The organism is Halomonas sp. IOP_6 (assembly GCF_021151565.1).
GTDB classification, from domain to species: Bacteria; Pseudomonadota; Gammaproteobacteria; order Pseudomonadales; family Halomonadaceae; genus Vreelandella; species Vreelandella alkaliphila.
The window spans coordinates 21,701-32,969 of sequence record NZ_JAIRBO010000017.1 but is presented as its reverse complement, the minus strand read 5'-3'; the positions used below and the strand labels follow the sequence as shown (position 1 = coordinate 32,969).

The window sequence follows — 11,269 nt, the reverse complement described above, 5'->3', positions numbered from 1 at the left end:
GCAGTATATTGCTGCTGAGTTCTTCTAACTCTCTGACAAACCGAAGGTTTTCACCTTCATTCACCGCTGGTAACGCTGTGCGTCCCCGGCAGCGGATGCGTACTTTACGGATTCGCTGCCGACTTGGCAAGGGCTTTTGTAAAAAAACTTCAACATTCGTCTATTACCCCAATGCCAGCAGCAGCGTCCTCTCTATTTAAGCGCAGGAATCGCGTCAGGCACTAATGACTCGGTGCTGAGATCAGCAATCGTTCGCGCACCGGTGAGCGTCATCGCCACCTTCATCTCTTTTTCGAAAAGCTCAAGCAGGTTAGCAACTCCCGCCTCACCTGCTGCTGCAAGCGCATAGATAAAGGCGCGACCAATCAATGCTGTATCTGCGCCCATGGCAATCATCCTTACTACATCCAACCCATTACGCACACCAGAATCAGCCAGGATGGCCAGATCGCCCTTAACTGCATCGGCAATAGCAGGCAGGGCACGCGCGGTAGAAGGCACGCCATCCAACTGACGGCCACCGTGGTTTGAAACTACAATGCCATCAGCCCCGAAGCGGACTGCATCACGGGCATCTTCAGCATCCAGTATGCCCTTAATAACCATTGGGCCATCCCACTGCTCACGAATCCAATCCAGATCTTTCCAGGAAATAGAGGGATCAAAGTTATCGCCAAGCCAGGCAATATAATCTTCAAGCTCCGTCGGCTGACCACGATAATCAGACACATTGCCTAGATCATGCGGGCGACCATGCACACCGACATCCCAAGCCCAAAGAGGATGCAACGCAGCCTGAAGCATACGTTTCATAGGCCCGCTTTTGCCGCTCATGCCTGAATGAGCATCGCGATAACGCGCTCCAGGCACAGGCATATCAACGGTGAAGACTAATGTTTTAACCCCTGCCGCCTTAGCACGCTCAAGCACGTGCTTCATAAAGCCCCGATCCTTCAATACATAAAGCTGAAACCAGATGGGCCGCTCCACTGCCGCTGCCACTTCTGCAATTGGGCATACGGAGACCGTCGATAACGTAAACGGTATGCCTTTCTTGGTCGCTGCCCGTGCTGCCTGGACTTCACCACGCCTAGCGTACATGCCTGTTAGCCCCACCGGCGCCAAGGCAAGAGGCATTGCCATCTTTTCACCAAACAGCTCGGTTTCCAGCGATAGCGACGACATATCCTTCAACACCCGTTGCCGCAACGCGATACCCGCTAGATCTTCAACATTGTGCCGCAACGTATGCTCTGCGTATGACCCGCCATCAGCATAGTGAAACAGAAACGGTGGGATACGACGCTTGGCAGCTAGGCGGTAGTCCGTCGGTGATGAAATGATCATGGCAGGCCCTATGCAACAAATAGATGCACTATCGATAAGTACTATCTATAAACGGTCATCGAAGCGTCAGTGTTAAACGCCCTAGATAAAATTGGTTTTACCAATTTACAAAAAAATTAGCACCAACAGTAATGAGACGTCGCAGTCGTGTCAAACGCGCATCGCTCACCATGGCGTATTTTGGTCATATACTTTAGTTATAAACCAAACAAGCGGTGCTAATAGTCACCAACTTGCTAGCCTTTTACTGTTGAGACAAATCATTAAAGCCCCTACTATTGGTCTTACCAATTATGAGGACCTGCACTAATGACTTATCCACCGCTCCGCCAGCAGCGCTTGGCTGATGTGATTACCGAGCGCCTTGAGGCAATGATTCTTGAAGGTAGCCTCAAGCCTGGCCAGCGCCTGCCCCCAGAAAGAGAGCTTGCTGAACGTTTTGGCGTGTCGCGTCCCTCTCTACGTGAAGCCATTCAAAAACTTGCTGCACGAGGCCTGCTTACCAGCCGCCAAGGGGGTGGTACCTTCGTGAATGAAACGCTAAACAGCGGCTACACCGACCCTTTGTTGGAGATGCTTTCCCGACACAACGAATTTCATTTGGATTTGCTTGAATTCCGCGATGCGATGGAAGGTATTTCAGCTTATTACGCCGCGCTACGTTCAACGCCAGCGGACAAAGCCGTATTAATCCAGCGCTTTGAAGAACTTGACGGTGGGTTTGTGGGCGCCAACCCCGCCCAAGAAGCAAAGTTGGATGCCGCCTTCCACCTCGCTATTGCAGAAGCCGCTCATAACGTACTGTTACTTCACACTATTCGAGGCATTTTCCATTTATTAGAGCAGAGCATCGTTGATAACCTCGCCCATCTTTTTGCAAAGCCCGACTCGCGCTCGCAGTTAATGAAGCAGCACCGCGCCCTGCTAGATGCGATTTTAGAAGGCCGTGCTGAAGATGCCCGCAGCCGAGCGCACGAGCACCTAGTGTACGTTGAGGAAGGTCTTCTCGAGATGGCCAGAGCGGAAACCCGCGCCCAGCGAGCACTGCGTCGTGCCCAAGGTACCAGTAGCACACCCGCATGAGTCGCTTACCTCGCCTTTCAGACCATCGCTGGCGACTACTCTGGCTGATCGCGATTCCGCTAGGGCTCATGCTATGCATGTGGCAAGCCGCTCAACTAGCCCGCGAGCAGGCGCTATCAAACTTACAAGACGATGCCGAAAACGAGCTGCGGCTTTCTGCCGCCAACTTAAACGGTTACCTGCTGCGCTATGATTATTTGCCACAAATGCTGGCGACCAGGGAAGGCGTACAACGTTTTTTAGACTCTCCAGACAGCCAAGACCCCATGCCGCTCAACTTGCTGCTTGACCGTTTTCGCTTTACCTCTGGGGTCTCTGATGTCTATTTGCTTAACCGTAACGCCGATACCATCGCTGCCAGCAACTGGCACCGCCCCAATACATTCATTGGTCAAAACTATGCGTTTCGCAGCTATTACACCGACGCCATTACCGGAGGGCAGGGGCGTTTCTTTGGTTTAGGCGTACAGTCGCTTGAGCGTGGTTACTACTTTTCTGCACCAGTGTGGCTTGATGACACCTCGCCCGATGCAAAACCCGACGGCGTTATCGTCGTCAAAGTGCTGCTCGACGATGTTGAAGAGGGCTGGGCGGAACAGGACGCTGAGCTGTTTGTCACCGACAGCGACAATATTATTTTCATGGCCAGCCACCCTGAGCTGCGCATGAATGCCCTCCATCCTCTCACCGACGACCAACTTGACACCCTACGGGCAACCCGACGCTATGCAATGGAGCCTTTAACGCCCTCCGGCATTGAGCTTGAAGCCCCTTACGGGTCCGATAGCTATCTCGTTAGCTTTGCTAGCGGCCCACTAAGCGGTGGGCACTATTTAAGCCTTACGCGCCCCATCCCAGAGTTTGGCTGGCAAATGCATATTTTAAAACCACTCACTCCCGTGGTGAACGCCCAGTGGATTGCGGCGCTGATGGCGGGAGGCTTATATGGCGTGATAGCCCTGGGCGGCGGCATTGGTTGGCAACGCATGCGTTTACGCCGAGAGCGCGAAGCATTTGCAGAGCGCGAACGACAAACCTTAGCCAGGGTACGCGATGAACTAGAGGTTAGCGTAGAACGAAGAACACGTGATTTAGTCGCCAGTAATCAGCGGCTTTCTGGTGAAATAGAAGAGCGGCGGCGAGCAGAAGCTAATCTACGCCAAACCCAAGATGAGCTGATCCAGGCAGCAAAGCTTGCGGTATTGGGTCAATTGGCTGCCGGTATTAATCACGAGTTAAATCAGCCATTAGCAGCTATTCGTGCCTACGCTGAAAATGGCCGGCGGTTTATTGAACTGGCGCGGGTAGATAAAGCGGACGCCAACCTAGCGCAAATTGTCGAGCTTACCCAGCGCATGGCCGATATTAGTGCTCAGTTGCGCCAGTTCTCTCGTAAGAGTAGCGAGCGCCAGGAAACAATCTCTGTGCAAGCCTGTATTGAGTACGCCCTGCGTTTATTTCACAGCCGCTTACGAGATGATGGCATCGAGGTAGTCCAACAATGGCCCGAGGAAACGCTTTGGGTTGAGGGTGATTTAGTCCGCCTGGAGCAAGTACTGGTGAATCTGATCAGTAACGCATTACAGGCCATGAAAGAGGTAGCATCACCCATGCTGACGCTAAGTGTCGAAATCGCACAACAGCAAGTGATGATCAGCGTTGCCGATAATGGCCCAGGTGTTGCGGAAAACCACTTGGGCCAAATTTTCGAACCCTTCTTCACCACCAAAGCACCCGGTAGCGGATTAGGGCTAGGACTTTCGATTTCCTCACGTATTATGGAGGATCTGGGCGGCAAGCTGCAGGTAGCAAATCAGCCCACTGGCGGGGCGCGCTTCATCATTACGCTACCCTGTTCAGCAACACCTAACGTACTGCCGCCATACTCAGTCAAGGAGAGTAACAACCATGCATGAGCCGTCGACGCTGCCGGTCATGGTGATCGACGACGAACCACACCTGCGTATCACCGCCAGCCAAACACTCGAACTCGCTGGCTACACGCCTCACTGTTTTGAGTCTGCAGAACAAGCGCTTGAGGCACTACCAGCAAACTTTCCCGGCGTAATCGTGAGTGATATTCGCATGCCTGGAATGGACGGTATGGCGCTATTACATGAATTACACAGCCGCGATGCCACACTGCCGATTATCTTAATCACTGGCCACGGTGACATCTCAACCGCGGTGGAGGCGATGCGTGCAGGTGCCTGGGACTTTCTGGAAAAGCCTTTTGCTGGGGATCAGCTACTTGATGTCGTGAGGCGAGGAATCGAAAAGCGCCAGCTGAGCCTGGAAAATTTACGCTTAAAAGCCGAGCTTGAGGTTCAGCAGGCAGCTCTTGGGCCACGCCTTGTGGGCCGCACACCCGTGATTTCTCGTCTGGCGGCAATGATTCAGCGCATCAGCCAAGTAGAGGCTGATGTGCTGCTATTTGGCGAAACCGGCACCGGAAAAGACCTTGTCGCCCGCGCCATTCATGAACGTAGCGCCCGGCGCAATAGCCCATTTATGGCGATCAACTGCGGCGCAGTACCAGAAAACACCATAGAGTCAGAACTGTTTGGCCATGAGAAAGGCGCCTTTACCGGCGCTGTAGAACGGCGAATTGGTAAGTTTGAGCATGCCAATGGTGGCACCGTGTTCCTGGATGAGATCGAATCAATGCCATTGGCACTTCAGGTGAAGCTGTTGCGCGTATTGCAAGAGCGTAGCGTCGAGCGCCTAGGGGCCAACGAGACGGTGCCACTCAATATACGAGTGATTGCGGCCACCAAAGTGGATCTCAAAGTCGCTGCCGAAGAGGGGAGCTTTCGCGAAGACCTCTACTATCGACTCAACGTGGTTACCCTGCCACTGCCCGCGCTACGCGAACGGCGTGAGGACATTCCGTTGCTGTTCCAGCATTTCGCCGTGGTCGCTGCCAACCGCAGTGGCTTAGAAGCCCCTACCCTGGATAGCCATTCGATAGCCGCCCTGCTGGCCCACGACTGGCCTGGTAATGTTCGCGAGCTGCGTAACCTTGCAGAGCGTTATGTGTTACTGGGAGCAGCCTTTGACTACCGCCTGGATGCGCTACTGGAAGGGGCCAACGCCGACACCGAAGAGCCAACGTTGCCGCGCCAAGTAGAGCTATTTGAAAAGAGCCTGATTAGCCAATCCCTGTCCCGACATCATGGGCGCGTAACCGACGTATGCCGTCATCTGGGAATACCCCGCAAAACCTTCTACGACAAACTCAAAAAACACAGTTTAAGCGCTGACGATTATCGCCATAGCAGCGACCCTTGATGAAACAACTCAATCAACACGTCCCACGGCGGCACCCAAGGCACCAAGGTAAATAGCGCAATCAGCATAAAGACGTTCGAGAGTGGGCGACGACCATCGCCCAGCTTTAGCGCGGTTCCAAAAGAGCGTTTTAACCGCGCACCTTCTAGGTCCACGCTGAAAAGCTCGTCCAGGCTCAAGTGAATGATAAATCCTAGCAGTACCGCTGCACTATGGCACCAGGCCAGCCAAGCTGGCTGTGCCAGCAAGTGAAAACTAAACGCGGCAGTCATCAGCGCGCACAGCACAGCCGCCATCAATGAGTGCCAAATACCTCGATGAACCGTTAGCCGTGAGAACACCACCGCCGCAAAATAACGCACGCTAACGTAAATGCCACCACACGCCACTAGCAACAAACCTGGTGTTAACCAGGGCTGCAGCAACAACACACCAAGCACCAGCGAAGGCACCGATAAAAGATTAAAAATCAGACGGATAGATCGGGAACGGTCTGCATCAATGTCAGGCAAAATACCGCCAAAGGCTACCAGGGCAATAATTAATAGCGCCTGAGTCGCTGGCCACCACTCAGCCTGCCAGCCGACATAAGCCATTAGCACGCCGCCTGCTGCTGCTACCGTAATGTGCGTGCGAAAATTCGCCATAGCGCGGCATCCTGGAAAACTGGATAAATTACCAGACTTTTGGCTGCCGCAACATGACTATTTAAGAAAAAAGAGTGTTAGGCCAACTGCTTAGCACCTATATTAGAAAATTTACTGAGCGAGGAACTGATCTTTTAACTTAACGTAGTTACCTGCTGTGTAAGGAAAGAAAGCGCGCTCTTTATCTTTAAGTGGACGCAATGCTTTCGCCGGGTTTCCAGCGTATACATGGCCACTTTCCAAACGTTTGCCTGGCGTGACTACCGCGCCAGCAGCAATAATTACCTCATCCTCGACAATCGCCCCATCCATCACAATCGCCCCCATACCCACCAAAATGCGACTACCCAGCGTACAGCCATGCAAAATCGCTTTATGGCCAATGGTGACATCATCACCAATCGTCAGTGGAAAGCCGTCAGGATTGAAATCGCTGGCATGGGTAATATGCAGCACGCTGCCATCCTGCACGCTAGTGCGAGCGCCAATGCGAATCCGATGCATATCACCCCGAATCACCGTCATCGGCCACACCGAACAGTCATCGCCCAGCTCCACATCACCAATCACCACGCTAGCAGGGTCGATATAAACCCGCTCGCCAAGGCGAGGCGAAATACCTTGAAAGGGTCGTAGGGCATTGCTCATTGCACACTCCTGCTTAAACGCTATTGGATTCAAATATTCAAGGACTATAGCAACCCGCCTAGCAATACAATAAACGTCAGCGGAATCGACACCCAGCGTACAATATTACGCCAGAGTACATAGCCACTCTCCCCAACACCCAATGCTTGTACAACCTGCATACGGGGCATCACCCAGGCCGCAAAGATAGCAATTAACAGCCCGCCCAAAGGCAGGAAAATATCAGGCGGAATACTACTGACTAGCTCAAACACATTGCGCCCAAACAACGGCCTGAAGTCGGCGAGAGTAGAAAACGAAAACGCCGAAAGCAGCCCCAACAGCCATACACTCAACGCTACGACGGCCGTTGACACACTGCGCCGCCATCCAAGCCCTTGCAACGTCGCCACCATGGGTTCAGCGAGGTTAATCGCTGAGGTCCAGGTAGCCAATAAGAGCAACAGAAAGAACACACTTAACCAAAACGCTCCCCAAGGCAGCTCAGAAAAAGCAATAGGCAGCGTCACAAACATCAACCCTGGGCCGTCAGCAGGGTCCATACCTTGGGCAAATACCACCGAAAAGATCGCAATCCCTGCTAACAAGGCAACGCTGATGTCGAGCATTGCAACTGCAAACGCAGCTTTCGGTAGGCTCTGCTCATCAGGCATATAAGCCCCGTAAGCCATTAGCGCGCAGGCCCCTACTGCCAGGGTAAAAAACGCATGCCCCATGGCGTGCAACACCACTGAGGCCGTTACATCGCCAAACGACGGTAAAAACAGCCATGAAAGGGCTGTACCAAATCCGTCAGTGGTTGTGGCATAACCAGCCAGTAGCAACAATAAACCGTACAGCAGCGGCATTAATAGGTTGTTCAACCTCTCTAGGCCTTTGGCAACGCCCGCTGCCACCACCGTCATGGTCATAAATAGGAACAACGAGTGGTTAAAAATCAACAGGCCTGGGTTTGCCAGAAATGCATCGAAACCCGCACCTATTTCTGCTGCGCTTGCACCATCAAAATTGCCGTTAATTGAAGCGACTAAAAACTCAATCGACCAACCTGACACCACCGAGTAAAACGATAAAATACAGAAGACGGTGAATGCACCAAATAACCCTAACCAGCGCCAGTGTCGAGAAGCACCTGCTTCAACGGCCAGCTTACTTAGCGCTTGCATTGGCCCACGACGCCCTGCCCGACCAATTAAAATCTCGGCCATCATTACGGGGATACCTAACAGCAGTACAAACGCCACATAGATCAATAAAAATGCCGCACCACCGTTCTCGCCTGCAACGTACGGGAAACGCCAAATATTACCCAGCCCAACTGCAGCTCCCGTTACCGCTAAGATAAAGGCCCGCTTTGACCCCCAGCGCTCCAGCGTTTCACTCATCACTTGCTCCTGCCATTGGTGGCACTAGTTGGCAACACTAAAAGGCGGCAAGCCTAGCAGGCGCTTACGCCCAGGCCAAACCCTGGTTCAAGCCACAGTATTCAGCCCAAGCATTGAAACACGGCCTCACCGCCCGCACTGTGTCATTATTATTGCGTTTTTATGCGCCCCTAACGTATTAAAAACGTTGCGAGTTAAAAAATTAATGCCTAAGAGGTGCCTATGTCCCGCAATCCGTTGCTAGAGCCGCACGAGCTTCCCCCTTTCGCTGACATTCGCGCCGAACACGTCGTGCCTGCGGTAGAAACGCTGCTGAATGAAAGCCGAGAAGTCATCGACCGACTCGCTCAACAGGCCGCTACAGCGCCACCACGTTGGGATAACTTTGCTGCGCCGCTAGAGGCTGTTAATGACCGGCTTACCCAAGCGTGGTCGCCCATCTCTCATCTCAACGGCACGATGAACACAGCCGAGCTGCGGGAAGCTTATCAAGCATGTTTGGAAAAACTCTCAGCGTTTAGCACCTGGATGGGACAACACGAAGGTCTCTTTAATGGCTGGCAAGCGCTTAAGCAGGGTGATGAATGGGCAACGCTAACGCCTGCTCAGCAGCGCACAGTAGAAAACGCTTTACGTGATTTCCGCTTAGCTGGGGTTGATTTACCTGCAGACAAAAAGGCTCGCTACGGCGAGATTCAAGCGCGTCTCTCCAGCCTATCCAATCAGTTTTCAAACAACGTGCTCGATGCTACCCAAGCTTGGCATAAGGATATTGGTCATCTTGATGAACTCACCGGCGTGCCGGAAAGCGCGCTTGATACGCTAAAAGCAACCGCTCAGGCAAAAGGAGTCGATGGGTATCGCATCACCCTCGATTTCCCGAGCTTTTTCCCCATTATCAGTTATGCCGACAACCGAGAGTTGCGGCGAGAGGTATACACCGCGTTTGTCACGCGTGCTTCCGATCAAGGCCCAGACACAGGTAAGTTCGATAACGCTCCCGTTCTTGAAGAGATTTTGGCGCTCCGCCAAGAGCTCGCCCACCTGCTTGGCTTTAATACCTACGCCGATTACTCGCTCACCACTAAGATGGCCGACTCTCCCGAACAGGTGCTTGAGTTTTTGAATGACCTAGCTCGCCGCGCTGTTCCCCAGGCCAAGGAAGAAGTCGCGGAGCTCAGCGACTATGCCCGTGAGGAACTAGGGCTTGAAACGCTTGAGCCGTGGGATGTGTCCTATGCCAGCGAAAAGCTGCGCGAGGCACGTCACTCCATCTCACAAGAGCAGCTTCGCCCTTACTTCCCTGCGCCACAGGTGGTAGATGGGCTATTCCAGGTAGTAGAACGTCTTTACGGTGTTCGCGTGGAAGCAGCGCCTGATGCGCCTAGCTATCACAACGATGTTCAATATTTCCGCATTAGCGAACAAGGTAAGCCGATCGCCGGTTTCTATTTGGATTTGTACGCTCGCGAAAACAAGCGTGGCGGAGCGTGGATGGCGGATTGCCGAGTACGTCGTCAAACTGAAAATGGCCTACAACTGCCAGTGGCGTTTCTCACCTGCAACTTCACCGCCCCAGTGGGCGATAAACCTGCGTTGCTAACCCATGATGAAGTCACCACGCTGTTCCATGAGTTCGGCCACGGCTTGCATCACATGCTGACCAAACAGGACATCGCCGATATCTCTGGCATTAACGGTGTTGCTTGGGATGCGGTTGAACTGCCCAGCCAATTTATGGAGAACTACTGCTGGGAACGCGAAGGGTTAGACTTGATTGCCAAGCACGTCGATACTGGTGAGCCTCTGCCCGCAGACCTGCTAGGGCGTTTACAGGCTGCCAAGAACTTTCAGTCAGCAATGGGGATGGTGCGCCAAATAGAGTTTTCATTATTCGACTTGCGCCTGCACCATGAATTGGAAGCGCCTAGCGCCAGCGACGTTCAAACGCTATTGAACGACGTACGTAGCCACACATCCGTCGTGCCGACGGTTGACTTTAACCGCTTCCAGAATAGCTTTAGCCATATTTTTGCGGGCGGCTATGCAGCAGGCTATTACAGTTATAAATGGGCGGAAGTACTCTCTGCCGATGCTTGGAGCGCGTTCGAAGAAGCCGGGATTTTTGACCCTAACACTGGCCAACGCTTCCGCCAGGAAATTCTGGAACCAGGCGGCGCGAGGGATGCCGCCGAGCTATTTCGCGCTTTCCGAGGCCGCGAACCAAGCGTAGAGCCACTATTACGCCATAGCGGTATCCGCGCAGCCTGAGGTTTATTTTCACTATCACCGGGTGCGGTATCTGTCTTGTTACCGCACCCTTGGAGCCTGTTATGTCGAGTGTGAAACGCTTTATTGCTGGGGTAACCTGCCCACGCTGCGCGGCCATGGACCGGATTCGCGCCTGGGAGCAAAACAACATTCGCTACCGGGAATGCGTTAACTGCGATTTTTTCGAGCAGTTGCCGATTGAAGATGAGACAGCACCAGAGCTGACTACCCGCGTTAACCAAGTACGCGAAGAGCAAAAAACGCAGGATGTACAGCCAGTACGCATTCTCGACCCCAGTAAACCTAAACGTTAACCGCCTATTCCCAGCATTTATGCTACCGCTTTCGATTTAAGCCTCCACTACGTTGGGGGCATACCAACTCCTCACTCCTCACTCCTCACTCCTCACTCCTCACTCCTCACTCCTCACTCCTCACTCCTCACTCCTCACTCCTCACTCCTCACTCCTCACTCCTCACTCCTCACTCACAAAAGTGTGCGAAAAACCACACACCAACTAACCTATGGTGTGCGAAACCCCAGACACTTAACGCTTTTTTAGTTTCAACCAAAGTTGAATAAGAAAACTTTAAGTA

General features: G+C 52.9%; 9 protein-coding genes. 5 read left to right on the top strand and 4 right to left on the bottom strand.

The window, feature by feature from the left end:
- Positions 1 to 192: 192 nt before the first annotated feature.
- Positions 193 to 1,347, bottom strand: a complete 1,155-nt coding sequence (gene lldD / locus K7H08_RS18235; protein ID WP_095604682.1) for an FMN-dependent L-lactate dehydrogenase LldD — start codon at positions 1,345 to 1,347, stop codon at positions 193 to 195.
- Between the two features lie 309 nt (positions 1,348 to 1,656).
- Here lldD and K7H08_RS18230 point away from each other — a divergent pair, with 309 nt between their 5' ends.
- The 3 genes from K7H08_RS18230 to K7H08_RS18220 are packed head-to-tail and all read left to right on the top strand — an operon-like array spanning position 1,657 to position 5,721.
- Complete coding sequence (locus K7H08_RS18230) at positions 1,657 to 2,430, top strand: GntR family transcriptional regulator (protein WP_009724995.1); 774 nt, start codon at positions 1,657 to 1,659, stop codon at positions 2,428 to 2,430.
- Positions 2,427 to 4,346 (top strand): sensor histidine kinase, encoded by a 1,920-nt coding sequence (locus K7H08_RS18225; RefSeq protein ID WP_038480105.1) that lies wholly within the window; start codon positions 2,427 to 2,429, stop codon positions 4,344 to 4,346. Before K7H08_RS18230 ends, K7H08_RS18225 begins: the two co-directional genes overlap by 4 nt.
- The gene (locus K7H08_RS18220) at positions 4,339 to 5,721 is read left to right on the top strand and encodes a sigma-54-dependent transcriptional regulator (RefSeq protein WP_038480102.1); all 1,383 of its coding nucleotides are present in this window, start codon (positions 4,339 to 4,341) and stop codon (positions 5,719 to 5,721) included. The genes K7H08_RS18225 and K7H08_RS18220 overlap by 8 nt, the downstream gene beginning before the upstream one ends.
- Here the strand turns inward: K7H08_RS18220 and K7H08_RS18215 are convergent.
- The 3 genes from K7H08_RS18215 to K7H08_RS18205 form a co-directional block, all read right to left on the bottom strand.
- Positions 5,697 to 6,368, bottom strand: a complete 672-nt coding sequence (locus tag K7H08_RS18215) for a metal-dependent hydrolase (RefSeq protein ID WP_038480099.1) — start codon at positions 6,366 to 6,368, stop codon at positions 5,697 to 5,699. The genes K7H08_RS18220 and K7H08_RS18215 overlap by 25 nt on opposite strands.
- Positions 6,369 to 6,479: 111 nt before the next feature.
- On the bottom strand, positions 6,480 to 7,016 hold the full coding sequence (locus tag K7H08_RS18210) for a gamma carbonic anhydrase family protein (protein WP_038480096.1): 537 nt from the start codon (positions 7,014 to 7,016) through the stop codon (positions 6,480 to 6,482).
- Positions 7,017 to 7,060: 44 nt separating this feature from the next.
- On the bottom strand, positions 7,061 to 8,401 hold the full coding sequence (locus K7H08_RS18205; protein ID WP_038480092.1) for a sodium-dependent transporter: 1,341 nt from the start codon (positions 8,399 to 8,401) through the stop codon (positions 7,061 to 7,063).
- 222 nt (positions 8,402 to 8,623) lie between these two features.
- Between K7H08_RS18205 and prlC the strand changes: the two genes are divergently transcribed.
- On the top strand, positions 8,624 to 10,672 hold the full coding sequence (prlC, locus tag K7H08_RS18200; protein ID WP_231658672.1) for an oligopeptidase A: 2,049 nt from the start codon (positions 8,624 to 8,626) through the stop codon (positions 10,670 to 10,672).
- 62 nt (positions 10,673 to 10,734) lie between these two features.
- Entirely contained in the window at positions 10,735 to 10,986 is a 252-nt protein-coding gene (locus K7H08_RS18195; RefSeq protein WP_038480086.1) for a YheV family putative zinc ribbon protein, read from the top strand.
- Positions 10,987 to 11,269 lie beyond the last annotated feature (283 nt).

Bases quoted from the DNA above. Each gene is read 5' to 3' on its own strand.
- lldD (WP_095604682.1), bottom strand. From the start codon at position 1,347: ATGATCATTTCATCACCGACGGACTACCGCCTAGCTGCCAAGCGTCGT.
- K7H08_RS18230 (WP_009724995.1), top strand. From the start codon at position 1,657: ATGACTTATCCACCGCTCCGCCAGCAGCGCTTGGCTGATGTGATTACC.
- K7H08_RS18225 (WP_038480105.1), top strand. From the start codon at position 2,427: ATGAGTCGCTTACCTCGCCTTTCAGACCATCGCTGGCGACTACTCTGG.
- K7H08_RS18220 (WP_038480102.1), top strand. From the start codon at position 4,339: ATGCATGAGCCGTCGACGCTGCCGGTCATGGTGATCGACGACGAACCA.
- K7H08_RS18215 (WP_038480099.1), bottom strand. From the start codon at position 6,368: ATGGCGAATTTTCGCACGCACATTACGGTAGCAGCAGCAGGCGGCGTG.
- K7H08_RS18210 (WP_038480096.1), bottom strand. From the start codon at position 7,016: ATGAGCAATGCCCTACGACCCTTTCAAGGTATTTCGCCTCGCCTTGGC.
- K7H08_RS18205 (WP_038480092.1), bottom strand. From the start codon at position 8,401: ATGAGTGAAACGCTGGAGCGCTGGGGGTCAAAGCGGGCCTTTATCTTA.
- prlC (WP_231658672.1), top strand. From the start codon at position 8,624: ATGTCCCGCAATCCGTTGCTAGAGCCGCACGAGCTTCCCCCTTTCGCT.
- K7H08_RS18195 (WP_038480086.1), top strand. From the start codon at position 10,735: ATGTCGAGTGTGAAACGCTTTATTGCTGGGGTAACCTGCCCACGCTGC.